Source organism: Lysinibacillus macroides (assembly GCF_001281525.1).
Taxonomy (GTDB): Bacteria; Bacillota; Bacilli; order Bacillales_A; family Planococcaceae; genus Lysinibacillus; species Lysinibacillus macroides.
Map to the genome: position 1 here is coordinate 708470 of NZ_LGCI01000010.1, position 24830 is coordinate 733299.

23 protein-coding genes are annotated in these 24830 nt (G+C 37.0%); 9 read left to right on the forward strand and 14 right to left on the reverse strand.

Annotation, left to right across the window (positions count from 1 at the left end; genetic code table 11):
• Window positions 1–15 precede the first annotated feature (15 nt).
• The 8 genes from ADM90_RS18255 to ADM90_RS18285 form a co-directional block, all read right to left on the reverse strand.
• Window positions 16–1470 carry an S-layer homology domain-containing protein gene (locus tag ADM90_RS18255; protein ID WP_053996341.1) on the reverse strand — a complete coding sequence of 485 codons (1455 nt, stop codon included), beginning with the start codon at window positions 1468–1470 and terminating at the stop codon, window positions 16–18.
• Between the two features lie 188 nt (window positions 1471–1658).
• Complete coding sequence (locus ADM90_RS18260) at window positions 1659–3317, reverse strand: hypothetical protein (RefSeq protein ID WP_053996342.1); 1659 nt, start codon at window positions 3315–3317, stop codon at window positions 1659–1661.
• A gap of 240 nt (window positions 3318–3557) precedes the next feature.
• A complete protein-coding gene (locus ADM90_RS24040) occupies window positions 3558–3731 on the reverse strand; it encodes a YjfB family protein (RefSeq protein ID WP_083448605.1) in 174 nt (57 codons plus the stop codon).
• A gap of 140 nt (window positions 3732–3871) precedes the next feature.
• Window positions 3872–4453, reverse strand: coding sequence for a ribosome biogenesis GTP-binding protein YihA/YsxC (gene yihA / locus ADM90_RS18265; protein ID WP_053996343.1), 582 nt, complete (start codon window positions 4451–4453; stop codon window positions 3872–3874).
• A 4-nt stretch (window positions 4454–4457) separates the two neighbouring features.
• Window positions 4458–6782 carry an endopeptidase La gene (gene lon, locus ADM90_RS18270; RefSeq protein ID WP_053996344.1) on the reverse strand — a complete coding sequence of 775 codons (2325 nt, stop codon included), beginning with the start codon at window positions 6780–6782 and terminating at the stop codon, window positions 4458–4460.
• 230 nt (window positions 6783–7012) lie between these two features.
• The gene (clpX, locus tag ADM90_RS18275) at window positions 7013–8284 is read right to left on the reverse strand and encodes an ATP-dependent protease ATP-binding subunit ClpX (RefSeq protein ID WP_053996345.1); all 1272 of its coding nucleotides are present in this window, start codon (window positions 8282–8284) and stop codon (window positions 7013–7015) included.
• 623 nt (window positions 8285–8907) lie between these two features.
• Entirely contained in the window at window positions 8908–10197 is a 1290-nt protein-coding gene (tig, locus tag ADM90_RS18280) for a trigger factor (RefSeq protein WP_053996346.1), read from the reverse strand.
• Between the two features lie 112 nt (window positions 10198–10309).
• Window positions 10310–11299, reverse strand: coding sequence for a DUF3196 family protein (locus ADM90_RS18285; RefSeq protein ID WP_053996347.1), 990 nt, complete (start codon window positions 11297–11299; stop codon window positions 10310–10312).
• A 335-nt stretch (window positions 11300–11634) separates the two neighbouring features.
• On the opposite strand from ADM90_RS18285, the gene ADM90_RS18290 reads away from it, so the two are divergent.
• The 7 genes from ADM90_RS18290 (at window position 11635) to ADM90_RS18320 (ending at window position 18781) form a co-directional block, all read left to right on the forward strand.
• Complete coding sequence (locus ADM90_RS18290; protein ID WP_053996348.1) at window positions 11635–12099, forward strand: hypothetical protein; 465 nt, start codon at window positions 11635–11637, stop codon at window positions 12097–12099.
• A gap of 203 nt (window positions 12100–12302) precedes the next feature.
• Window positions 12303–13145, forward strand: coding sequence for a DUF2785 domain-containing protein (locus tag ADM90_RS18295; RefSeq protein WP_053996349.1), 843 nt, complete (start codon window positions 12303–12305; stop codon window positions 13143–13145).
• Window positions 13146–13959: 814 nt separating this feature from the next.
• Window positions 13960–14859 (forward strand): cytochrome aa3 quinol oxidase subunit II, encoded by a 900-nt coding sequence (gene qoxA, locus ADM90_RS18300; protein WP_053996350.1) that lies wholly within the window; start codon window positions 13960–13962, stop codon window positions 14857–14859.
• Between the two features lie 50 nt (window positions 14860–14909).
• Window positions 14910–16853 (forward strand): cytochrome aa3 quinol oxidase subunit I, encoded by a 1944-nt coding sequence (qoxB, locus tag ADM90_RS18305; RefSeq protein ID WP_053996351.1) that lies wholly within the window; start codon window positions 14910–14912, stop codon window positions 16851–16853.
• 1 nt (window position 16854) lies between these two features.
• Window positions 16855–17454: a cytochrome aa3 quinol oxidase subunit III gene (gene qoxC / locus ADM90_RS18310; protein ID WP_004226587.1), complete on the forward strand. Its 600-nt coding sequence runs from the start codon at window positions 16855–16857 to the stop codon at window positions 17452–17454.
• Window positions 17454–17738, forward strand: a complete 285-nt coding sequence (gene qoxD, locus ADM90_RS18315) for a cytochrome aa3 quinol oxidase subunit IV (RefSeq protein ID WP_053996352.1) — start codon at window positions 17454–17456, stop codon at window positions 17736–17738. Before qoxC ends, qoxD begins: the two co-directional genes overlap by 1 nt.
• 185 nt (window positions 17739–17923) lie before the next feature.
• Window positions 17924–18781, forward strand: coding sequence for a DUF6612 family protein (locus tag ADM90_RS18320; RefSeq protein WP_053996353.1), 858 nt, complete (start codon window positions 17924–17926; stop codon window positions 18779–18781).
• 55 nt (window positions 18782–18836) lie between these two features.
• On the opposite strand, the gene ADM90_RS18325 is transcribed toward ADM90_RS18320, so the two are convergent.
• The 3 genes from ADM90_RS18325 to ADM90_RS18330 all read right to left on the reverse strand — a co-directional run bounded on the left by ADM90_RS18325 (window position 18837) and on the right by ADM90_RS18330 (window position 20155).
• Window positions 18837–19256: a universal stress protein gene (locus ADM90_RS18325; RefSeq protein ID WP_053996354.1), complete on the reverse strand. Its 420-nt coding sequence runs from the start codon at window positions 19254–19256 to the stop codon at window positions 18837–18839.
• 166 nt (window positions 19257–19422) lie between these two features.
• A complete protein-coding gene (locus ADM90_RS24740) occupies window positions 19423–19587 on the reverse strand; it encodes a hypothetical protein (protein WP_162838611.1) in 165 nt (54 codons plus the stop codon).
• Between the two features lie 151 nt (window positions 19588–19738).
• Window positions 19739–20155 carry a YugN family protein gene (locus tag ADM90_RS18330; protein WP_053996355.1) on the reverse strand — a complete coding sequence of 139 codons (417 nt, stop codon included), beginning with the start codon at window positions 20153–20155 and terminating at the stop codon, window positions 19739–19741.
• A 144-nt stretch (window positions 20156–20299) separates the two neighbouring features.
• On the opposite strand from ADM90_RS18330, the gene ADM90_RS18335 reads away from it, so the two are divergent.
• Both ADM90_RS18335 and ADM90_RS18340 read left to right on the forward strand, forming a co-directional pair.
• Entirely contained in the window at window positions 20300–21304 is a 1005-nt protein-coding gene (locus ADM90_RS18335; protein WP_053996356.1) for a nucleoid-associated protein, read from the forward strand.
• 127 nt (window positions 21305–21431) lie between these two features.
• Complete coding sequence (locus ADM90_RS18340) at window positions 21432–22553, forward strand: hypothetical protein (RefSeq protein ID WP_053996357.1); 1122 nt, start codon at window positions 21432–21434, stop codon at window positions 22551–22553.
• A 45-nt stretch (window positions 22554–22598) separates the two neighbouring features.
• Here the strand turns inward: ADM90_RS18340 and ADM90_RS18345 are convergent, their stop codons facing one another.
• From ADM90_RS18345 to ADM90_RS25460, 3 genes are all read right to left on the reverse strand, one after another.
• The gene (locus ADM90_RS18345; protein ID WP_053996358.1) at window positions 22599–23054 is read right to left on the reverse strand and encodes a helix-turn-helix domain-containing protein; all 456 of its coding nucleotides are present in this window, start codon (window positions 23052–23054) and stop codon (window positions 22599–22601) included.
• 239 nt (window positions 23055–23293) lie between these two features.
• Window positions 23294–24574, reverse strand: coding sequence for a class I adenylate-forming enzyme family protein (locus tag ADM90_RS18350; RefSeq protein ID WP_327037045.1), 1281 nt, complete (start codon window positions 24572–24574; stop codon window positions 23294–23296).
• The gene (locus ADM90_RS25460; RefSeq protein WP_327037035.1) at window positions 24570–24812 is read right to left on the reverse strand and encodes an AMP-binding protein; all 243 of its coding nucleotides are present in this window, start codon (window positions 24810–24812) and stop codon (window positions 24570–24572) included. The genes ADM90_RS18350 and ADM90_RS25460 overlap by 5 nt, the downstream gene beginning before the upstream one ends.
• Between the last annotated feature and the right edge of the window lie 18 nt (window positions 24813–24830).

Sequence of the window (24830 nt, forward strand, 5' to 3'; positions counted from 1 at the left end):
AGTTCAGCCCTTTCCTTAGTTAAAGAATAATATGTCATCACGATAGTTTTGTTTTAAATCATCTTCTAAATATTTTAAGAATCGCTCGAGAACAGCTGACGCCTCAGCACGCGTTAGCGGTTTACTTGGATTAAAGCGACCAGTAGCATCACCAATCATTAAACCAAGCTCATTTGCGATATAAATACCGTCTCTCGCATAGTTTGGAATTTGAGCATCATCTACAAACTTCGTTAAATAGCCTGGCTCTGGCGCTCGATTTTCAAGCCCTAAAGCACGTACAAAAATCGTAGCAGCCTGTGCTCTTGTAATGGCAGCATCAGGCATAAAGTAATCAGCTGATACACCTTTAATTACACCTTTGTTCAAAGCTGATTCAATATAGCCATAATCTTTCATCGAACGCTTTAAATCTTTAAAGACACTTGTAGCTGGTGCTTTTTTAGATTTCTTTGTCTCTTCTATGACCACACGTAAATCAACCGCTTTCCCAATTGCCACTGTAAAATCAACACGTTTCATTGGTGTATTCGGTGAGAAGAAGTTACTAGCGTCCTCGTAAATACCTAATGAATAAAGCTTTTCAATGGCGTCCTTTGCATAATGATTATTTAAATCACGGAATTTCGGGATAATAAGACGTTCAATCTTTGGCAGATATTCTGTATCTAAATCAAGCGTTCCTTTTTGCCCTGAAGCCAAATCATATGTGTATTCGGAAATAACATCCTTGTCACTGATAACTGCATATCCACCTTCAAAGCTCCCTAAACTACCGAGATTTTCCTCGTAATTTAAGACACGAGATTTACTTGTGGATAAGCGATTTTTAACATGGCTTGTCTTACCATCACTATAGGAGTAAACAGATTCTGTAATTTGTGTTTCTGTAGCACCCCAAAAATTTTCGTAGCCTGCATGACGACTATCTGTTTCGATCGTCACCGTATGTTGTGCAGCATCTCTTCCTCTTCCTGTTTCATAGGTATAGGTCTTTCTCGAAATAACATTTCCTGAGTAATAATCAGAGGCTGCGCGATTATCTGTTACCGTTCCTTGAGAGAATTGATAATCCACTAATGTATACGTAACACCATCAATCGTAATTTTTTCTGTATATTTTTTTACTTCGCCATTCGATGTTTTTTGACCAAGCACTGCATAATCCACAACATCGGACTCGTAAGCAATATTTCGAGTTAATGTCGCCCCATTACTACCTGTTAACTTCATATTGTAAGTTTCCGTTAATTTCCCCTTTGATTCCTTTTCAGAAATTTTAAGTTCCTTACTAGTACCTTTAAAAATGACAGGCTTCCCTGATAGGAAAACAGCTTCCTCATATGTATATTCATTTTTTACAGCACCTGTTGTCTCTAATGAAGCGGCAGATACATGAAATGGATCAGTGGCGCCCATAACAAAAAGTGCAAGCGCTACTAGCAGTATTTTAGATAATTTTCTTTGCATTCTCTTCTCCTTCTTTCGCTATGCATGATTGCATCACAAAGTTTGGTCAAAAAAAATCTGCTCGTCCCCCGAAAGTAATCGCCAGCCATGTAGTTATTTACGCTCATATTTGCTTGATTCATAAATACATCGCTTCTTTATCTATACTATTCGCACTGGACTCGCAGATTTTTTATTTCTTCTTTCCTTTAGTCAACTAAAATAAAATGACCTTTTACAAAGCGATCTGATAATACAACTAATCGATCAGATGGTTGTAAGTCAGATGGCTGAATAACTTTCCCTGCCTTTATGAGTGTTGCCTGGTCAATATTCATATCAATCATTTCACCGGCTTCATACCAGCGTCCATCTTGCCATTGACTCACACTCTTAACATTAATCACGGCAGGATAAGTAGATTTCACAGATTGCAGCTTACCTGCTAGCATTAATGGTGCAACAGGCTTCGCATTATCTAAAATATGAAGCGCCTGTACATGACCATCCTTCACATAAAAGTAACCGTAGTCTCCCTCTGATAAATAAAGCTCAATATCCGGCATAACGGTATATGTTTTATTGCCATCATCAACCTTTGCCTTTGTCGTATTGCTTACTGATAGGACAGTATTGTCTGTTTTCTTGAAAACATTTGATTCAATTTTCATGGCATCATCAATTTCAATTAAGTAGCCATCAGCCTGTGAGAGGCGTCCATAGTATAAGTCATGACCAGCAAGATTAGGTGACATAAAGCTGTCACTTGTTACTTGTACCACCTGAGCATAATGATCGCGAGCAACACCATCTGTAATGACAAAAGCCGTACCATAAGCCATCAACCCTGTAGGCTCAATTAAACGTCCATTACGAATTAAAATTGTGCCCTCATGGAAGTACATTGTACCTGCGGATTTTAGCTTCAATAGTTGATACTCTGTATCTACAGCTAGCATCGGCTCATAGTAAGAGCGTTCACTATTTTTTAAGACAACGATTTTTTCAATTACTTCTTTTCCAAATTGTTTAACCGTCGCATAATAAACTTCGCTACCAACATAATTTTTGAGATTCCCTTTATCGACCTTTGTATTGCCGACATATATTGGGGCTTTTGATGCAAAGGTCATTGTCGAAAGATCAGAGGTTACCTGTGAGCCAAATTGCCAGTTCACAAAGGCATGTTGATTTTTCACTGTTAATTTATTGGTATTAGGATTAACCGATTGGATTTCACCTTTATATAAGTTTTCTACGAGTGTCCCTGTCTCACTAATCTCTACCTTTGTCACAACAGACGTATTGCTATTTTTAAAGTTTAATTTCACTCGATCGCCAACATAAAGTGCACTAATATCTGTTGCTGAAGAGCCCTTTTGAAAGTTTGTATCTTTGTTTAGATAATAGCTTGTTTCATCCCCAATATCGGGCTTGACCATAAGAAATAAGCCATTTGGATCAATACTTGTTACGACACCCATCATTTTTTTAGCATTGCTCTCAACTGAGGGAATACGTGGTTCAGTTGTGGCATTAGACGTACCACGCAGTTCAACCACTGTTCTTAAAGACACATCTGCCTCAATCTCCATACCCATTTTAAAGCCCTCAATCGTTGTGGATGTATTATTAATAAATAAACGAGTATTTTTATTAATATTAAATGTCACTGTTCGCCCGCTTGCATTTTGTAAGGTTACCTTACTCAGTATTTGTTCTACGGTGCCATCTGGATTGGTCTGCTCTGAATAGGTTACATCTACAAAGGTTCCCATCACTAATTGGGCAGCCTTTGCAGGTTGGCTAAAGGAAAAGCCGAGCATTAACAATAACATTACCATGATTATGTATGAATATTTTTTCAAAGAATCGTGCCTCCTTACAAATTATTAGTAGATCGTATCATTGATATTTTTTCTTATTGGAAAAGATCTAATTTTTGAATAGTATGGTGTTATCATTCAGAAGAGATTGACTTTCGCTCTGCCAGTGTGCTTCTGTGAATAAAAAATCACACTGACAACGCGCTAGTCAACCCTAAAACTTTATCCCCCTCTATAGATCGCCAATAGCCTATATACCGTTCTATAAAGTTAGAGATAGCTTTATACTTGAATATCAATTGTATGTCCAGCTGTTGGATGTGGAGCATCTAGCATTTCAACAAGCTGTTCTGTCGTTTGCTGCTGCGTTTCCATCACCTGTTTTGTAACAGCTAACGAAACATTTTGCATAAGTGTGGCTTGATTCATTGCCATTGATAAAGCTGCGATATCCATCTATAGTCCACCTCCTATGTAATTTATCGGACAAATCCTTTATTCATCAAGCACTTTTCCTGATTTTCTACGTAGATTCATGGGAAAACGGAAAAAACATCTACTGTCCTAATTATTTAGACGCAATAGATGTTTTTTTGTTACATTTTACTTTCGATGATTCGCCAAGCTTCCTCAAAGCCAAGGCCTGTTTCTGAGGAAAACACGATAAGTGGATCACCTTTTTCCATATCTAATGTTTCCTTGACGATTTTTTTATGTTTATCCCATTTCCCTTTTGGAATTTTATCTGCCTTTGTTGCAATAATAATGCAAGGAATATTGTAATGCTTTAAAAAATCATACATCATGCGGTCATCTGCTGTAGGGGGATGACGTAAATCAATAATTTGTACAACAGCCTTTAATTCATGGCGCCCTGTTAAATAACGCTCAATCATTTTCCCCCATGCCTCACGCTCAGACTTTGAAACCTTGGCATAACCATAGCCCGGAACATCTACAAAAAACAATTGCTCTTCGATTTTATAAAAATTTAGCGTTTGTGTTTTGCCAGGCTTAGAAGAAATACGTGCTAACGCTTTACGTCCGATCATTCGATTAATAAAGGAGGATTTTCCTACGTTTGAACGACCTGCTAATGCAAATTCTGGCAGTCCATCTTCTGGGTATTGGTCTGGTCTTACTGCGCTGATGACCATTTCGACATTATGGACTTTCATTTTTCTAAAAACCTCCATCCAGTGCATAGGCTAATACTTCATCAGCCGATGACACTAGTTTAAATGTAAGCTGCTCACGTACGCTATCCGGAATATCTTCTAAATCCCGTTCATTATCCTTTGGACAAATAATTGTCGTTAAGCCTGCACGATGAGCACTCAATGTTTTTTCTTTCAAGCCTCCAATTGGTAGTACACGGCCACGTAGCGTAATTTCACCTGTCATTCCAACCTCACGACGAATTGGACGGTGTAAAATAGCAGAAGCAATTGCTGTTGCCATTGTAATACCAGCAGAAGGTCCATCTTTTGGCACAGCCCCTTCTGGCACGTGAATATGGATATCATGTGTTTCAAAATATTCTGCATCGACATTTAGCTTGTTCATTTTTGTACGCACATAGGATAAGGCCGTTTGAGCAGATTCCTTCATCACTTCACCAAGCTTACCAGTAAGCTGCAATTTTCCTTTTCCAGGGGTTAAGGATACTTCAATTTGTAATGTGTCTCCACCAACTGTTGTGTAAGCCAGCCCAGTAGCAACTCCTACTTGATTTTCCTTCTCTGCCTGTCCATAACGGAAGCGATGCTTGCCAAGTAGCTGCTGTAATGATTTGGAGTTGACGGTTACGCGCTTTTTCTCACCAGAGACAATAATTTTAGCAATTTTACGGCAAAGTGTAGCAATTTGACGTTCTAAACTTCGAACCCCAGCCTCACGTGTATAATAACGTATAATATCAATTACTGCTTCGTCCTTAATGATCACTTGTGTTTTTTTCAAGCCATGCTCTTTCAACTGCTTCGGTATTAAATGATTATTTGTAATTTGCGCTTTTTCAATTTCGGTATAGCCTGCAATTGAAATCACTTCCATACGGTCTAATAAAGGGCCTGGGATTGTGCTTAAATCATTCGCTGTTGCGATAAACAAGACATTGGATAAATCATAGGACTCCTCAATATAATGATCGCTAAATGTATTGTTTTGCGCAGGGTCTAAAACTTCTAGCATGGCTGCTGCAGGGTCCCCTCTAAAGTCATTAGACATTTTATCAATTTCATCTAATAAAAATACAGGATTAATCGTGCCTGCTTTTTTCATCCCTTGAATAATACGCCCTGGCATTGCCCCTACATACGTACGACGATGGCCGCGAATTTCTGATTCATCACGTACCCCACCTAATGAAATGCGGACAAAATTCCGATCTAAGCTCTCTGCAATTGAGCGAGCTAACGATGTTTTACCTACTCCAGGCGGTCCTGCTAAGCAGAGTATAGGGCCTCTTAGGGAATTTTTAAGCTGACGCACCGCTAAATATTCAAGAACACGCTCTTTTACTTTCTCTAAACCATCATGATCACGGTCCAAAATCTTCTCCGCATAAGCGATATTCATGCGATCCTCTGTTGCCTTTGTCCATGGTAGGGAAATCAGCCAATCAATATAATTTCGAATAACCCCGCTCTCGGCACTAGCTGCTGGTATTTTTTCATATCTATCCAATTCTTTAAGGGCCACTTCTTTTATGGAATCAGGCATACCAACTTCATCGATGCGCTGGCGTAATTCCGCTACCTCACCTGTTTTCCCCTCACGGTCCCCAAGCTCTGTTTGAATGGCTTTCATTTGTTCGCGTAAATAATATTCCTTCTGTGTACGCTCCATCGATTGCTTGACTTTGGAACTAATCTTTTTTTCCAGATCCAATACTTCTTGTTCATCATGTAAACGAATAATTAAATGATCAAGTCGCTTTTTTACGCTAAGCATTTCCAGTACCTCTTGCTTATCCGCAATCTTAAATGGTAAATGAGAGGCAATAATATCTGCTAAACGCCCTGGCTCCTCAATATCCACTACCGTACTAATTGTTTCATTTGTAATTTTATTGGAGGACTTTGCATACTTTTCAAAATATGTTAACAATGTACGCATTAAGGCTTGCGTTTCAACGTCTTTACTCGTTGACTCTTCTTTAATATCAACATCAACCACTGTATACTTCTCGAGTACACGATAATTTGTCCATGCTGCACGAGCAAGTCCCTCTACTAAAATTCGTAACGTACCATTTGGTAATTTTAGCATTTGCTTTACATAGGCCATTGTTCCAATTGAATATAAATCCTGCTCTTCTGGCTGTTCATCATGCATTTCTTTTTGTGTCACCAATAAAATCATCTGGTCCTCTAACATTGCCTGCTCTAGCGCTGCTACAGACCGATTTCTACCCACATCAATATGTAACACCATCGATGGGTATACTAAAAGCCCACGTAAAGGCAATAATGGTACATTTGTTGTTTTTTGTATAGTTACCATGCGGGCATTCACCTCCGTCAAAATTTTTATGTTCACATCCCGCGCTACTAGTATGTGTTTAAAAAACTGATTCACACTAGTTAATCAAACGAGCCAAAAATTTCTTCTCTTTACAGTTGGCATTATGTAAGAATGAATAAAAAGCTGACCGTCGATATGTGCGAACATTGCACAACCGAAGTCAGCTAATTACTCTCTATCTTATAACCATAGACAGTTACGTCTGTTCGTTATGCTGAAGTTTTTGTGTCGCTATCTTCATCGAGCACAGTGCCATCTTCAAGAAGCAATTTCGGTTTTTCTTTATCCGTAATTGTTTTTGCTGTAATGATACATCTTTTTACGTCTTCACGAGAAGGCAATTCATACATTACATCAAGCATTGTTGACTCAATAATTGAACGAAGACCACGTGCACCTGTTTTACGTTCAATTGCTTCCTTCGCAATAGCAACAAGCGCATCTTCATCAAACTCAAGCTCAACACCATCTAGTTCAAGCATTTTTTGATATTGCTTAGCCAACGCATTTTTTGGCTCTGTTAAAATTTGTACAAGTGCCGCTTCATTTAATTGTTCAAGGCTGGCAAGTACAGGTAAGCGACCAATGAACTCTGGAATTAAACCAAATTTCAATAAATCCTCAGGAATCAGCTTGGCCATGATAGAACCTTCTTCAACATTTGCTTTACTTGGATCTGAACCGAAACCAATTACTTTTTCACCTTGGCGACGTTTAATAATCGATTCAATACCATCAAACGCTCCACCAACAATAAATAGAATATTGGTTGTATCGATTTGTAAAAACTCTTGATGAGGATGTTTACGTCCTCCCTGTGGTGGAACACTTGCTACTGTTCCTTCAAGAATTTTAAGAAGGGCTTGTTGCACACCTTCACCAGAAACATCCCGTGTAATTGATGGATTTTCTGATTTACGAGCAACCTTATCGATTTCATCAATATAGATAATGCCCTTTTCAGCACGCTCGATATCATAATCGGCTGATTGAATTAATTTTAATAAAATATTTTCAACGTCCTCACCAACATAACCAGCTTCAGTTAGAGAAGTAGCATCTGCAATGGCAAATGGAACATTTAATATACGTGCTAATGTTTGAGCTAATAAAGTTTTACCGCTACCAGTTGGGCCGATTAACACAATGTTCGATTTTGCCAGTTCTACATCATCAATTTTACTATTTGTATTGATGCGCTTGTAGTGATTGTACACCGCTACAGCTAATGCCTTTTTAGCGCGCTCCTGTCCAATAACATATTCATCTAAAATCGTTAGAATCTCTTTCGGTTTTGGAATATCTTGGAATTCAATTTCCTCCTCCACACCTAGTTCCTCTACAACGATTTCTGAACAAAGCTCGATACATTCATCACAAATATAAACACCAGGACCTGCCACTAATTTACGTACCTGTTCCTGTGGCTTTCCACAGAATGAACATTTTAAATTGCCTTTTTCATCATTAAATTTGAACAATATGTTTCACCCCTATTCAAGCAACAATCTTACAAGATTATTGAACCTTTATCAAATAAATTGTCTACATGATTTATGTCATTGCATTTATGCAGGCAATTAATCATGTTTTTTACTTCATTATCTCACGATGAACAAACTTTGAACAATATAGATCTATTCTCATTAAATGAATGAAGCTTTTCTGAAAGAGAGTCTCCTACTAGCATAACAAGCTCTTCCACGAAATATGAGCCATCAATTTTGCTCATTTAGCATTCCTTTGCTATTTGCAGTATGTTTTTTCGGAATCCGTTTGCTTCACGACCTTACTGTGTTCGGATGTTACGGCTCTTCACTACTGACACTTACGATACAAGACGGCTTAAAATGACTGACACCTCGTTCAGCTACATAGCTTTCCTTTAAAATCTACTACATTTATTCGCCAAGCCTTATTGCATCCAGAGAAAAATTTTGTTGAATGAAGCTAAATTTTACATCGTGTAAAAATTAACAATACTATGTATAAAGTGAAGTGTAAAGTAAATGGATGGGGACTGACTGACCAGTCTATGTGATAAAACAAGGCACGGTTAAATGCCGTACCTTGCCTTCTATTAACTATCAAGTTCCATAAAATCTTATTCAGTAATTTTAGCGTTTTCTACTAAAAATTCAACTGTTTTTTGAATTTTAATGTCATTTTCTAATACAGTTGTACCACCTAAAGCATCAGTAATTTGCTCTTTTGTCATATTGAATTGAGCAGCCATTTTTTCCAATTCTGCTTCAATATCAGCTTCAGTTGCTTCAATTTTTTCAGCCTCTGCAATCGCTTCAAGTGTTAACGACACACGTACACGGCTTTCAGCTTCTTCTTTCATTTGACCACGTAAATCTTCCTCAGATTGGCCTGAGAATTGATAGTAAAGATCTAAATTCATACCTTGCATTTGTAAACGTTGAGCAAACTCTTGTAGCATGCGGTCTGTTTCTGAGTTAATCATACCTGCTGGTACGTCAAATTCAGCATTATCGGCTGCTTTTTCTACTAGCTCATCGCGAAGAGCTGCATCTGATTCTGTTGCTTTTTGAGCAGCAGTTTGTTCTTTAATTTTAGCGCGTAAAGCTTCAACGCTTTCAACTTCTGGGTCTAATTCTTTTGCAAATTCATCATCTAATTCAGGAAGAACTTTTGTTTTAACTTCTTTCACTGTTACTTTGAAAGTAGCTTCTTTACCAGCTAATTCAGCTGCATGGTATTCTTCTGGGAATGTTACAACAACATCTTTAGACTCGCCAGCTTTTACACCTACAAGTTGCTCTTCAAAGCCAGGGATGAAAGAACCTGAACCGATTTCTAGTGGGTAGTCTTCACCTTTACCGCCTTCAAAAGCTTCTTCACCTACGAAGCCTTCGAAGTCGATTACTGCTGTATCGCCTTCTACGATTGCTTCGTCTTCTTTAATTTCAAGCTCTGCTTTACGAGCTAATTGCTCTTGAATTTGTGCTTCAACCTCTTCATCTGTTGTTTCTACTGGAAGCTTTGCCACTTCTAAACCTTTGTATTCACCAAGTTTTGGTTCTGGTTTCACTGTTACTTGTGCAGTAAATGTGAAATCTTGACCATGCACAAAGTTTTCTGTACCAGCGATTTCTGGATAATCAACTGGCATAATTCCTGCTTCATCAATTGCTTTTGCATAAGAATCAGGAACGATGATTTCTAGTGCGTCTTGGTATAGAGATTCAATACCAAAACGTTGTTCAAACATTTTACGAGGCATTTTACCTTTACGGAAACCTGGTACATTAATTTGTTTTACAACTTTTTTGAACGCTTGGTCCATTGCTGCGTCTACTTCTGCAGCAGGTACTTCAACTGTAAGAGTACCAATATTACCTTCTTGTTTTTCCCATTTTGCTGACATGTATAAATACCTCCAAATAAATAATCAAGTTTAAATGTTAGACAATTCATTCGTAACTACGAGTTTGACAACCATTTTAGTATAACATAGATGTGTGTAGTTTCAACTTTTTTCATAGCGAATGTAGTTCTGTTAGCTTTTCTAACATTTGTAAGAATTCGCTAATTTCATCATCCATTTCTTGTACATTTCCTAACATCGATAAGACAAAATCAATATAGCCATAGGCAACATCCTCGGCTTCAAATGGCTGCCATTCAAACGGATACGTCACAATAGCATGCTTCGCCATTAAATATTGTACCATTTCTAGGGTCGATGGGTCTTGTTCTAATTTATTTTCAACAATATTTTTTATTTCTTCATATTGTGATAACTGATTAGGTAACGTGAGGTGAGCAGGATTAATGGTTTTTGTGTGATTAAATTTTGACACAGTCACATCAATTGCTACTTCTTGTTCCACTAGTAAAATTAAAGCTAGACTCCGCACAAAGGGATGGATTGTGGAACATTCAATAATAGCCTTTAGAGCTACCTTCAATTGTCTTACATTTGTATCTATAAGACGATGTAAGCGAATGGATTGCTCGTTTGGTGTAAGTGCACAAAATTGTAATAGCTCATATTCTTGGGTCTCTATCAAATAGTGTGCCTGCTCCTTTTTTGCAAGATTGTTAGACACTTCCCTATTTAAATTTTTCAAGCGCTCAAATTTCTCGATCTGATCATTTGGCAACACATTTTCTTCGAGAAGCGTTGTAATCAATGTTTCCACTTGATTGTATTCCTTTAATTGCATACATACGGTAATGTATAATTCCATCACTTCTACATACAAGGTCGTGCCCATAGCCAGTAGCTGTTCACACACATTTTTAGCTTTATCATAGTCTTTTAACTCATATAAAGCAAAGGCATAGGCACTAAGAGCAAACTCATCGCCCATTTCATACATAAATGCCTTTTCAAAACTTGCGACTGCCTTGTCATATTGATGGTTCTCAGCAAACATATGTCCTTCACGTATTAAAGCTTGAACAGTGCCTGGAAAAACAACAATATTGTTATGTTTAATGACATCATGCTTCCGTTTTGTCATGTCCCTCACCTCTTTACTACTATTTTCATTATTTCCACGCCATAAGCGAATTTTGAAACAATGATTTCTATTAACACACTAGAGCTTTCCATAGGCTCAGCTTTCACCTCTTTGTGTAAGTTCCTTTTCTCACGAGGTCTCACAGCTCTTACTTATCACATAAAAATAAAATAGTAATCATTTTTACACATTTTAAAGTTATTCACTAAAAAAACGTTGCTTTTGTATTCATATTTTGTCATAAATTGTATTATACTTAGAATAGTCTAAATTTTTTCACCATTCACAAACTCTCTGCAACAAGAAAATCAAGTTTTTCACAAGGAGTGGACTACATGCGATTACTGGATACAATCACTGAATTTAATCATTGTATCTCATCTGCATTTCAAGAGCGATCAATCAAAGTCATGTCATTTGCTACAGCAAACGGACCTTTTCAAGATAGTCCGTTGGAGTTTGAATTTTTAACACGCACAAAAGTGGATGTACACACCAAAGAAGCCTATACCCATATTTTACGTATTCAAGGATTTATCCCTAATGCCATTGCACTGGGGCATCCATATGAATCACTGTCGATTATTCCTCAAAAAGTAAGCATTGAATGTAATTACAAGCTGTTACATCTCGATAAAAAAGATATGCAACAAATTTTACAGCACCCCCAGCCAGATCAGCACTATGGTGAGTGGCTAATTGATGCTATAAAAAATGCCAATATTCTTGTTGAATTAAAGACAAACCAACACACCTATACAGAATGGCCAATCGGTATAAAATCAGCATCCATATTATAACTAGATAAAGACATACTTTTAAATAGGTATGTCTTTTTATTATTTATTTTAAGCCTTGCCATTTTAGTGCGTTTCTATCATAGCAACTTTCTATCGTTTCTGGAAAGTAAGTCATTACGCTGTACAAATCTCTCGCATGTTTGCAGCATCAATTCAAGCTATAATGGAATCGTACAAATTCTACGATAGGGGTTTATCAAAACATGAATATTCAAGAAGCATTACAAAACTTTTCTACTATGGGGCTCTCTGAACGGCAAGCATTTATATTACAGCAGGGTGAATGGCTATTACAAGAAATGCTGACGCATATTGGCTCTGTCGATGCTGAATTACGTGATCATACTATTTATCGCACATTTATCGAGTTACTAAGTGATAATTTATTAAGCACACAGCAGCTGCAATATTTATTTCAAACAGCAATAAGCGAAGATTTCTTGTATTTACAGATAGGTGAAAACGGCACAGATAGCGTTTTTACTCGCTCCTTCTCTGCTCTGCTTGTCGCTGGTCTACTTGCAAAGGATACTGAATTACTTGTTTTACATGATGATGACTTGCAAACTTTCTTTAAAAAAATTGGGCGCTATTTACTATTAGAGCAAGATACAAGAGGATATGTACAAGACAAAGGATGGGCTCATAGCATTGCACATGGTGCAGATTTAGCGGCAACAATGATTAAACACCCCAAATTTGACTTACAATACGCCCCCTCTATCTTACATGCATTAAAGCTTGTCACTTGGAAAGACATCGTTTATACCAATGATGAAGAGGAGCGTTTCGTCAATATTGTGGAGGCGTTATGGGATCAGCAATATTCTGAGGAAGCACTTATTGAATTTGTTGAACAGGCTTTTGATAAATTTGAAATACACTTAATGACACAGGGCTATAATGACAGCTTCTTTAGCGGGCGTACTTGTACATTAAACTTTATGAAAACATTGTACTTTTCTTTAAAAATGAATAATAAAGCCCCTCAGCTTCAAAACATGATTTATGGACAAGTAGCGAAATGGTTAAAGCTTGGTGCCTAACAAAGCTTTAAAAAAAGCTAATTTAATGCGTATCCTTCTTATTTTGCATACTTTTTTCTACCTCACTAGCAAACTAGGTCAACTCTTAGTTTGCTTTTTATTTTTCAGACAAAACATAAAATGGGTTTTTTTGGATACACAAGAAATTTTATTATTATTCCAAAATAACAATAATCCTTCCTAACTTCTTCTTCCCTCTCTATTTTTGTCAGTAAAAATCCATCCTATTATTTCCTCAAGATATTATAGCCTCTACTCCCTTTTTTAAAAAAAGGCAAATAAAAAATAAACCCACACCCGGTAAATCCCTGACTTTATTACAAAACAGCGTCTAAAATGTGAAATGGATTTTTCACAAAAAAATTTATTTACTTAGGTAAACATCGAAAATCCAGTGTTTTCAACGTTTTTACAGTGTTTAATAAACCAAACTTCAAAATGTTAATATTAAAATAATGTTTTCTGTTCAAAAAATGTTCAAATTCAACTCCACTTTACTATCATTTTTATAACAAAATAATGTTTTTTCTTAAAAACAGGGCGTATAATCCAATGTGCAAACAACGATACATTGTGACAATCATAACTAGGCAAGTATGTATTTAAAACGATTGCACAGATGCTAACGCTTGCATCAGATCAATCAACAGTAGTTTGTATGTTTCAGCATGAGCCATGCCATTGGAAATTTTTCTGTTGTTGATTGATACCCCAAGATAAAAGAGGTGACCTCAGTATCTACTATTTGTAAATGTGACACTGACAAAAAACACATGAATTTTATGAATAGCCGTTCTATAGAAAGGAGTCAAACATGAAGAAAAAATTAAGTTTACTGTTTGTAGCATTAAGTGCTCTTCTTGCTGGATGTGAACCATTAACAGTGTTCAATCCAAAAGGACCTAATGCTGAAACATTATCAAACACAATTATCTTATCCATTATTACAATGGCCTTTATATTGCTAGTCGTGTATGTGCTTTTAGCCTTTATGCTTACAAAATATCGTGCATCAAAAGCAGCTGCAGATTATGAGCCTCCTCATGAAGAAGGAAGCCATCTGCTTGAAATTACATGGACAGTAATTCCAATTATTATCGTAGCATTTTTGGCGATTGTAACTGTTAAAACAACATCTACTGTAGAAGCGCAGCCAGCAGGTTATGACGATAAGGAGCCTTTAGTGATTTATGCATCATCATCAAACTGGAAATGGCATTTTAGTTATCCAGAAGAAGGTGTTGAAACAGTTAACTATGTAAACATTCCGGTGGATCGTCCAATCGAGTTTAAACTTTACTCATTTGGTCCAATTACAAGTTTCTGGATTCCTCAATTAGCCGGTCAAAAATATGCGATGAGTGATATGTTAACAACAATCCACCTTGCAGCAGATGAAGTTGGTTCATTTATGGGACGTAACTCTAACTTTAATGGACGCGGCTTTGCAGAAATGGAATTTGAAGCACAATCTATGACACAAGAAGACTTCGATAAATGGGTGGCTGATGTCAAAGCGAAAGAGGCCCCATTAACAGAAGAAAAATTTGATGAGCTTTTAGAGGCAGAACATGTTGGTCGCCAAAGCTTCTCATCTACACACTTAGATTTTAGACCTGCACCAATGGAACATGGTAAACACATGAATATGGACGATATGGAACATGATGATATGACTGATGAAAACATGGACCATGAACATTCAGGTCATTAATATTGAACGCATATACCTATTAACTTTGAATGCTGAAAGGAGCGCATCCAATGAGTATGGAAGAATTATTCCATCCAATGCAAGAACCGATGATTTTAGCGGCAGCTATAAGTATCGTAGTTGGTGCAATGGTAATCGTAGCAGGCCTTACTTATTTTAAAAAATGGGGCTATTTCTACAAAAACTGGCTCTCAACTGTTGACCATAAAAAAATCGGGATTATGTATATCGCAGTAGCCTTATTAATGCTATTCCGCGGTGGTATCGATGCACTATTAATGCGTGCACAAACAGCCGTTCCAGATAACGGACTTCTCGATGCACAACACTATAATGAAATTTTCACAACACACGGTTTATTAATGATTCTATTTATGGCGATGCCATTTGTTATCGGCTTAATGAACATTGTCATTCCACTTCAAATCGGTGCACGTGACGTTGCTTTCCCACGTCTAAACGCTGTCAGCTTCTGGCTATTTGCAGCAGGTGCTGGTTTATTAAACTTATCATTCATTATCGGTGGTTCACCAGACGCTGGTTGGACAGCCTACTTCCCTCTTGCAAGTACGGATTTTAGTCCGACTGTAGGGAATAACTATTATTCTTTAGCCCTTCAATTATCAGGTATTGGTACTTTAATGACAGGTGTTAACTTTATCACGACGATCATTAAAATGCGTGCTCCTGGTATGACATTAATGAAAATGCCAATGTTTTCTTGGTCAATTTTAATTACAAACATTATTATCGTATTCGCGTTCCCAGTCTTAACTGTAGCGCTTGCTCTTATGATGTTTGACCGTCAATTCGGCACAAAATTCTTTGCGATGCAAGACGGTGGTATGGATATGCTTTGGGCCAACCTTTTCTGGGTTTGGGGGCATCCTGAGGTTTATATCGTTATCCTACCTGCTTTCGGTATTTTCTCAGAAATTATTGCGACATTTGCACGTAAAAACTTATACGGTTACAAATCAATGGTGATGAGTATGGTGGTCATTTCCCTACTATCATTCGTAGTTTGGGCCCACCACTTCTATACAATGGGTCATGGTGTAATGGTAAACAGTGTTTTCTCTATTACAACAATGGCAATCGCCGTTCCTACTGGGGTTAAAATATTCAACTGGCTACTCACAATGAGGCACGGGAAAATTCAATTTACAACACCGATGCTTTATGCACTTGGCTTTATTCCTATCTTCACAATTGGTGGGGTTACAGGGGTAATGCTCGCGATGGCAAGTGCCGACTACCAATATCATAATACGATGTTCTTAGTTGCCCACTTCCACTATGTATTAATTCCAGGTACAGTATTTGGTGTGCTTGCAGGTTACCACTACTGGTGGCCAAAAATGTTCGGTTTCCGTCTAAATGAAAAATTAGGGAAAGCTGGTTTCTGGTTTATTGCCATCAGCTTCAACGTAACATTCTTCCCACTATTCATTTTAGGTTTAGATGGTTATGCTCGTCGTATGTACACTTATTCTGAGTCTACTGGTTATGGTCCATTGAACATGTTATCGTTCGTCGGTGCGCTAGGACTTGCAGTCGGCTTTGCATTAATTGTCTATAACATTTACTACAGCTGGAAACATATGCCTCGCAATGAAAAGGCAGATGTTTGGGATGGTCGTACACTTGAGTGGGCTACTCATTCTCCAGTACCAGAATATAACTTTGCCGTAGTGCCTACTGTTACTCGCTTAGATGAGTTTTGGTTCGCAAAAAAAGAAGGTCGCGATATTACTGCAGGTCCAATCGAAAAAATTCACATGCCAAATAATACAGGCACACCATTCTGGATGAGTGGATTCTTCTTCCTTGCAGCATTCTTCGCTGTATTCAATCTATGGATTCCAGCCATCATCAGTATGCTTGGTGTATTTGGCTTCATGATCCATCGTTCATTCGAAAAAGATCATGGTCGTTACATTTCAGTTGAGGAAGTAATGGCAACTGAGAAAAGCTTGAGAGGTGATAAATAATATGAAAATCGATTCTTCACTTCCATTAGAATATAGTACAGAGGAAAACCGTCTAAAAATCTTTGGTTTTTGGATTTTCCTTGGCGCCGAAATCGTGTTATTTGCCACATTATTTACAGTGTATTTCACACTTCATACACGTACAGGTAGTGGACCAAATGGTGCCGAAATTTTCGAATTAACTCCAGTTCTATGGGAAACATTCTTATTATTAACAAGTAGTTTCACAATTGGTCTTGGTGTTCATGCAATGCGTATCGGTCGTAAAAAAGCGATGATGACATTCTTTATCATCACTCTTTTACTAGGTCTTGGCTTCTTAGCTATTGAGATTGATGAATTTGTCACTTATGTACACGAAGGTGCGACGATTCAAACAAGCGCATTCTTATCGTCACTAATGACTCTACTTGGAACGCACGGTGCCCACGTAACATTTGGTTTCTTCTGGGGCGTAGCTATTTTAATCCAAGTAGCTAAACGTGGTTTAAATCCACAAACAGCGAACAAAGCGTTTATCTTCTCATTGTACTGGCATTTCCTAGACGTTGTTTGGATTTTCATCTTCAGCTTCGTCTACTTGAAAGGACTGATTAGCTGATGAAGGAATTATTCCCAAAACAACATGTGATGGGCTTCGGCTTTTCACTATTACTAACAATCGTAGCTTTAGCAGTTGTAAAATTTGATATGTCTCTTAATATGGCATTTGGAATTTTACTAGTAACTGCTCTTGCACAGGCAACTGTACAATTAGTATTATTTATGCATATTGGTGAATCTGAAGATAAGAAAACATTATATACAACGATTTTATATTCAGTATTCGTAGGAGTTGTCACAATCATTGGTACATTATTTGCCATGATCTGGGGCTATCATTAATAAACAAAAAGCTGTCTCAAAATACCATGCTAAATGGTATTTTGACGACAGCTTTTATTTGATTCCTTTGACCCTCATCAGCTAGTACAATCCGATGATTTTCTTTAAATAACGAAACTTTTCCTTTTTTACCATGTATACTAGATTAAGATAGTAATTATTATCGAAAATAGGAGATGAAGCGAATGAAGAAATTTATCAAAGTATTAGCAGTTGGGACACTCGCATTAACACTCGCTGCTTGTAATTCTAGCGCTACGCCTAAAAAGGAGACAACAAAGACAAGTGACCTTACTTTAGAGCAAGTATATGACAAGGCTGTAGAACGCCAAGCAAACATTAAAAGCGCAAGTGCTACTATGGATATGACACAGGCAACAAAGGTTAGTGCTGGTGAGGAAACGATGGAGCTTTCTTCTAGCACAAAAATGGATATGGATTTTATCGTTGATCCGCTTGAAATGCATTTATCAGGCACGATGACGATGCCTAATATGTTCGGTGAAGGTGGAGAAACAACAGACTTACCGATAGAAATGTATATGAAACAAGGTACAGGATTCTTCATGAAGGATACAGCATCTGATAGCTGGTTAAAGCTTCCAGATGATAACTTTGATGACATTTTAGAGCAAACAGCTTCCTCTGCAGATGCAAAGGAGCAATTAGAGCAGCTAAAATCATTTATCAATGACTTTTCATTTGAACAAACAGATGATGAATATGTACTGACATTAGATGCAGAAGGCGATAAATTTAAAGCATTAATTGATGAAGAAATTGAAAAATCAATGCAAGGTATGGAACTAGGTGAAAATCCACTAGATGGACTAACAATTGATCAAATCAACTATGTTTTATACATTGACAAAGATACATTTGATACAAACAAAATGGATATGAAATTTGATTTAAAAATGAATGTTGAAGGGCAAGAATTAACAATGAATACAAAATCAGTCATCACATACACTGAATTCGATCACCTAAAAACAATTGATATCCCTCAAGAAGTTATCGATAACGCACAAACAATTGAGTAAGTAAAATAACCTGCCTGTCGCTACCTTAGCGTACAAGCAGGTTGTTTTTTCTCATCTAGCGTACAATTAACACATCACACGATGCATGACGAGCCACTTTTTCTGCAACGGACCCTAACAGCATTTTTTCCATTCGATTTAACCCCGTTGCCCCACAAACAATTAAATCAACATCTGGTAGTTGTGTTAAGATTGCTTTAGGCAAGCCTGCCTCTACCACAGACTCCACCTCTTTCACACCTGCCTGTAGCGCATCCTTTGCCAATTTTTCAATTTTACTGCTATTTTCCTTTTTTAAGGCCTCTGCATATTTTAAATCATAAGCTGAAGCCGCACCAAATGATTTTGTATCAATTACGCTGACTAATAGCAATGTAGCGTGATACTGAATGGCTAATTGACTGGCTCTTTCAAAAGCCTTTAATGATTGCTCTGAGAAATCAATTGCTACTGCGATTTTAAGATAGTTAGCCACGTTAGTCCTCCCCTATTTTTCATACCTTCCTCCATAATTATACCATAACGATATTCAATAAAGTTTATGCAATAGACTCTTCTTTTGTAAATAGGCACCCAGCACCTTTGCTAAAAGTAAAATTGCATAACATGTTTTATCATGAAACATAAAAAAGGACGCCATCCTAGACGCCCCTTTTACTGATTTTTATACTTTCAAACATAATTATTTCGCCTGATGCCTTTGTTTTTTCTAGCACCTCGAGATAGGCTTCTTTTCGATTGATGAGTCGTTCTTGCTGCACTTTTTGATAAGAGTGTTGAAAATCGTCTATAGTTGCTTTATCCATAAACTCACCTCGTAAACATGATCTATTACCCCTATTATATGATTAGAAATTTATTACAGCAATTCTATTTCTATTTTTGATTATATGTTCCCAAAGTTATAAAGGATAAAAGACATATAAATATCCCAATGACTATTGATATTTATCTATACTAGTGCAGGAAATAAGGTAATACCTTTTCTTCAACAGCCTGTTCTCCAGCTTGAATCCATTTACTTTTATCATGAATATATCCATCCTTCTCAAGTGGTGTCTGAAATTGGCTTGCTCCAGTTGCATCTAATAATGACCCCTCATCATAATCTAAACCAATATTGACAACATGCTTAATCACAAATGGCTTTTGAAAACGAATTTGTGCATCTTCATTATCAAGCTCACCTGCTGTGACGATAAAGGGCACGCGTAAATAAATCGTTTCTCCCTCTTCCTTCCACAATATGGAGTCGAAGCTTCCTTTATCATATTCCCAATTTCCACCAATCGTAAAACCTTGATTGATAATTTTATCTCGCAAATAACCAAAACCAATTTCTTTGCCAATAATTTTTGACTCAAATTGTAACATTGTGCATCCTCCTTTTACTTGCTAAAAGTCTATCCTAAATAGAGGGATTACAAACACGTTCTATTAGCTACTTATTCCATGAAAATATCCTCTAAAATAAGATATGGTATACTAGCTACGATGAATAATTAGAAGGTGAATTTTATGCTAGAAGTTAGTGAAAGTAAATTAACACAATATGGTATGCATTTTATAAGTGAATCACTTATTTTAGGGGAAGAGGCATTTACACAGCCTGAGGTAATGCTAGAAGCAGCCTTTACACAGCTCGCCTTTCATAAAATAGATATGGAGCAGCAGTACGAATTTTTCCATGAAACAAATATTGCTCTTAATGAGGTTTTTACTTATGTACAGGCAATTTTTGCACAGGAAAATAGCTTTCTTGAACAATCTCAAAATATTGCTAAACACTTACATAGTGTGTCCCAGCATCCCAATATAAAAAGTGGTGAGCTATTTATTGGATTGTTTGACAATTGTTTATTAGTGGATGAAGCTAAAAAAGTAATCGCCATTGTCAAAATTGATGAAAAAGAAACATTTTTGGATGTACAAAACGACCATCATACAATGACAGTCAACGGTATCGATGGTATTAATGTTAAAAAAATTAATAATGCAGCAATTATTATTGATAGGGGACTAGAGCAACCTCCTGCTGTTTTTATCAAAACAAAACGTAAAGAGGATATTGTTTATTGGCAAGAGCGTTTTTTAAAAATAAAAGCAGCAGATGAGCATTATTATAAAACAAATTTAGCCTTAGTTGAGTGTAAGAAATATATTTTAAAAGAAGAGCATTATACAAGCACAGAGAAGCTAGGGCTGTTAAACAAAACATTGGACTATTTTAGACAGGAAGAGGAGTTTCACGTAGACCATTATATTGATGCGGTGTTTGAGCAAGTAGACGCGACCCAAAAGGATATGATCGTCAACACTGTTAAGCCTTATGAAACCATTATTTCGGATAGCGCACTTGAAAAGGCGGAAAAGACATATAAACGTAAAATTAAGTTGGATTCCCATATTGAAATCCAAGTAAATATTCAGCATATTGAGCAAATCGACGAACTGATTGAGGTAGGCTATGATGAAGCAACCAATCGAAAGTTCTATAAAATCTATTTCCAGGACGAAATGTAACAAGGTAAAAATCTGCTTTAAATGAGGATACAAAGTTAAAATTTTTCTAAAAAGATAAAACTTTTTCAATTGGTAAAAAGTCCAATAATTGGTAACACCAGTTAATCTAAAAGGAGAATTGATGACAATGAAAAAGCCATTTACAAAAACATGGATAGCCGCTTCAGCACTTACACTAGGAATGACTGTTTTAACACCCCTTTACGTTGGTGCAGCACCCGTAGAAACAACAAATAATACCGTTATACAATTAGAACAAACCATTACAGGAACGATTCAATATTTTGATGAAGAAAGCATTATGTTGAAGGGAACAGATGGCAAAAATTATTTTATCGGTCTATACAAATTCTCTGACAAGCAAATTAAGCAATGGCCATTAGCAGAAGGTCAGGAAATTACGGTTGAGGGTAGCATCGTGGACGATTATTTAGACTTTCTTACATTCGATGTATATAAAAAGACCTTACCTGAGGGCGTAACAGCCGAAGAGTTAGTACAGCTAGAGAAATTCTTTCATGATCTGAAAAAAGCAGCTAAAGAAGATAATTATGAAGAGATGGAAAAATCCTGGGAACAAATAGATCGCATCGTAAGACCTTACGAGCTAGCAAATTGGGAGCCCGAGTCTTTTGAAGAATTTATTAACGAGGCTGAATTTACTGAAAAAAATGTTGTTATCAAAGAACAGGATCGAAAGCAGCTTGAAACGCTTTATGAGGAATACATTAAGCTTACAAAAGAAGATAAAACAGAAGAAGCAAGTGAAACTCTGGATACCTTCTATACAATTCTTGCGCCGTATTTCGATGAACTATACCCGCCGCTCACATTTGAGGAATATATGACTGATATCGAAATAGAGGTACCAGAAGAAGAGCTTGCAAATTTGAAAGCTATCTATGAAGAAGCGCTAAAAGCAGATACAGCTAAGAACGAGGAATTATCCACAAAGCTATGGGAGCAATTCTATCAAACTCTGAATGCCCATATAAAGCCTGTTCCTTTTGAAGAATATATAGCTGATATGGAATTTGATATTCGTGAAGACGATTACGTAAAGCTACAGCAATATTATGAAGAAGCAATTGCTCTTAGTCGAAGTGGTGAAGATGAAAAAGCTGATGAAAAATGGACAGCATTTTATAATATCTTAGAACCTTATTACGAAGCAAATAGAGCTATTCTTATCTCTGCCTCTAAACTAACACTGAACGGCAAGGACTTACTACCAGAACCAACTAAATAATTTAAAGAGGCTGCTTCTTAAAATTTAGAAGTAGCCTCTCTATAATTAATCCACATATTTATTTTTCAACTGATCTGAAGCAATGCCCCCAATTAGCATCAAAGCTAATGGCAAAAAATTAGGCACAGCTTTTGGTAATCCCTCTAAAATCGTAATATTTGTCCCTGCAAAATGATTTAACGCAAGAATGCCTAACTTAACGACTAGCATTAAAGCCCCTAATAAAAATACACTATCAAAAAATACCTTCCATTTTGGATAGGCTAACTGTTTACTATCTTGAATAACCTTCGCCTTCAATTCTTCATCACTCCTTAATAATTCATCGATCGTAATGCCAAATAAATCGCTTAAATCAATAATGACTTCAATACTAGGATAGTTCTTGCCTGTTTCCCATTTTGAAACTGCCTGACGACTAACTTGAATTTTTTCAGCAAGCTCCGTTTGTGACCAGCCTCTTTTCTCTCTTTCTTGTTTTAATCGTTCGCTAAAAATCATGTTGTTCATCGCCCTTTCTTACTATTCATTATGCGGAGAGTGAATAAAAAAAGTAAAGATAGTTATAGGTGCATCAAGGCGCAACCTATCGTTGCCCCCCTATAAATACAGTGTTTGCCGAAATTTCGCTAAATAAAAAAGAGATAACTTGTACAAGCCAATAATGTACAAATTATCTCCTATACTTATTTTATTTTTCAAGTGCTGGATGCGTTAGCAATCATTATCCGCAATTTACGCTATACCTTCACCGTAAATTTATCACGCAATTGATATTTCAAAATTTTTCCGGATGTGTTCCGTGGCAGAGCATCGACATAATGGAATTGACGCGGAATTTTATAGCCTGCAAGACGCTCACGACAAAAAGCAATTAATGCTGCCTCATTAACGCTTTGCCCAAGCTTTGTAACAATAATAGCTGCCACCGTTTCTCCCCATTTTTCATCAGGTAAACCAATTGTTGCTGCCTCTAATATATCAGGATAACTATTCAAAATTTGCTCTACTTCCACTGAATAAACATTTTCCCCACCTGAAATAATCATATCCTTCTTACGATCCACAATCGTAATATAGCCATCCGCATCAATTGTTGCTAAATCCCCTGTCAAGAGCCAGCCATCTCGGAATGTTTTTTGCGTTTCCTCTGGCTTACGATAATATTCCTTCATAATCGTTTCCCCTTTTAACACAAACTCTCCGATTTCACCAGGCACAACGTCCTCCATCTCATCATTAACAACCCTTGCAACCGTTAGTGGCATTGCCCTACCCCCAGCTCCCACCTTCTCCTCATGCTCGGTTGGCAATAAATAAACACCACCAGGTCCTGCCTCTGTTAATCCACATAAATTATAAAATTGATCTGTACCAAATAAGGTAATCGCATCGTGTACAAGCTTAGGAGCCATCGGGGCTGCACCATAGAAGCAAGCTCTTATAGATGATAAATCATAGCTATCATTTGGCACATTCAACATGGCATTATACATAGCAGGTACACCAAATAATGTTGTTGCTTTATATTTCTCAATATCTACTAATGTTTGCACAGGGTTGAAATCTCGATGAACTATACACGTCATTCCTACTGTAATCGCTGTATTATTAATTAAATTTAACTGTGCAGAGTGGAACATCGGTGCCATACAAATTGTTACATCTTGGGGATTGAATTGGCTAATTTGCAAAAATGCTATACCTACATTGATAATGGCTTGATGTGTAAACAAAGCCCCTTTAGGATAGCCTGTTGTACCAGAAGTATATAAAATCTCCGCATCATCTAATATGGAAACATGCACTGCTGGCTGCTCTCGATTGGTAGATAAAAACGTAGCCCACTCTTCATTATTTTTACTTGCCGAAGTGGGAACACTTACAGCTGTAAGTGGCGTTGAAAGTTTCTTATTTACATCCTCCACAACCGACTCTAATTCCTCATCACAAAATACACATACTGTCTCAGACTGTGTTAAAATATACTCTGTTTCTATTGCCGTTAATCGAAAATTAATAGGGACCTACACAACCAGCCCGTACAATCCCATAAAACGCAATGATAAAGTAATCGGAATTCTTCATAAAAAGCCCAATTTTTTCGCCTTTTCTATAACCTTGTTCAATTAGCCCATTGGCGACACGATTTACTTCCTCATTTAATGTCTGATAAGAATACGTTCTTTCCCCATAAATAACAGCGAGCTTATCTGGATGTCTTAATGCATTCAGCCATAATGCTGTACTTACATTCATACTGATTGCCCCCTTACC

Bases quoted from the DNA above. Each gene is read 5' to 3' on its own strand.
- ADM90_RS18255 (WP_053996341.1), bottom strand. From the start codon at position 1,470: ATGCAAAGAAAATTATCTAAAATACTGCTAGTAGCGCTTGCACTTTTT.
- ADM90_RS24040 (WP_083448605.1), bottom strand. From the start codon at position 3,731: ATGGATATCGCAGCTTTATCAATGGCAATGAATCAAGCCACACTTATG.
- yihA (WP_053996343.1), bottom strand. From the start codon at position 4,453: ATGAAAGTCCATAATGTCGAAATGGTCATCAGCGCAGTAAGACCAGAC.
- lon (WP_053996344.1), bottom strand. From the start codon at position 6,782: ATGGTAACTATACAAAAAACAACAAATGTACCATTATTGCCTTTACGT.
- tig (WP_053996346.1), bottom strand. From the start codon at position 10,197: ATGTCAGCAAAATGGGAAAAACAAGAAGGTAATATTGGTACTCTTACA.
- ADM90_RS18285 (WP_053996347.1), bottom strand. From the start codon at position 11,299: ATGACAAAACGGAAGCATGATGTCATTAAACATAACAATATTGTTGTT.
- ADM90_RS18290 (WP_053996348.1), top strand. From the start codon at position 11,635: ATGCGATTACTGGATACAATCACTGAATTTAATCATTGTATCTCATCT.
- ADM90_RS18295 (WP_053996349.1), top strand. From the start codon at position 12,303: ATGAATATTCAAGAAGCATTACAAAACTTTTCTACTATGGGGCTCTCT.
- qoxA (WP_053996350.1), top strand. From the start codon at position 13,960: ATGAAGAAAAAATTAAGTTTACTGTTTGTAGCATTAAGTGCTCTTCTT.
- qoxB (WP_053996351.1), top strand. From the start codon at position 14,910: ATGAGTATGGAAGAATTATTCCATCCAATGCAAGAACCGATGATTTTA.
- qoxC (WP_004226587.1), top strand. From the start codon at position 16,855: ATGAAAATCGATTCTTCACTTCCATTAGAATATAGTACAGAGGAAAAC.
- qoxD (WP_053996352.1), top strand. From the start codon at position 17,454: ATGAAGGAATTATTCCCAAAACAACATGTGATGGGCTTCGGCTTTTCA.
- ADM90_RS18320 (WP_053996353.1), top strand. From the start codon at position 17,924: ATGAAGAAATTTATCAAAGTATTAGCAGTTGGGACACTCGCATTAACA.
- ADM90_RS24740 (WP_162838611.1), bottom strand. From the start codon at position 19,587: ATGGATAAAGCAACTATAGACGATTTTCAACACTCTTATCAAAAAGTG.
- ADM90_RS18330 (WP_053996355.1), bottom strand. From the start codon at position 20,155: ATGTTACAATTTGAGTCAAAAATTATTGGCAAAGAAATTGGTTTTGGT.
- ADM90_RS18335 (WP_053996356.1), top strand. From the start codon at position 20,300: ATGCTAGAAGTTAGTGAAAGTAAATTAACACAATATGGTATGCATTTT.
- ADM90_RS18340 (WP_053996357.1), top strand. From the start codon at position 21,432: ATGAAAAAGCCATTTACAAAAACATGGATAGCCGCTTCAGCACTTACA.
- ADM90_RS18345 (WP_053996358.1), bottom strand. From the start codon at position 23,054: ATGATTTTTAGCGAACGATTAAAACAAGAAAGAGAGAAAAGAGGCTGG.
- ADM90_RS25460 (WP_327037035.1), bottom strand. From the start codon at position 24,812: ATGAATGTAAGTACAGCATTATGGCTGAATGCATTAAGACATCCAGAT.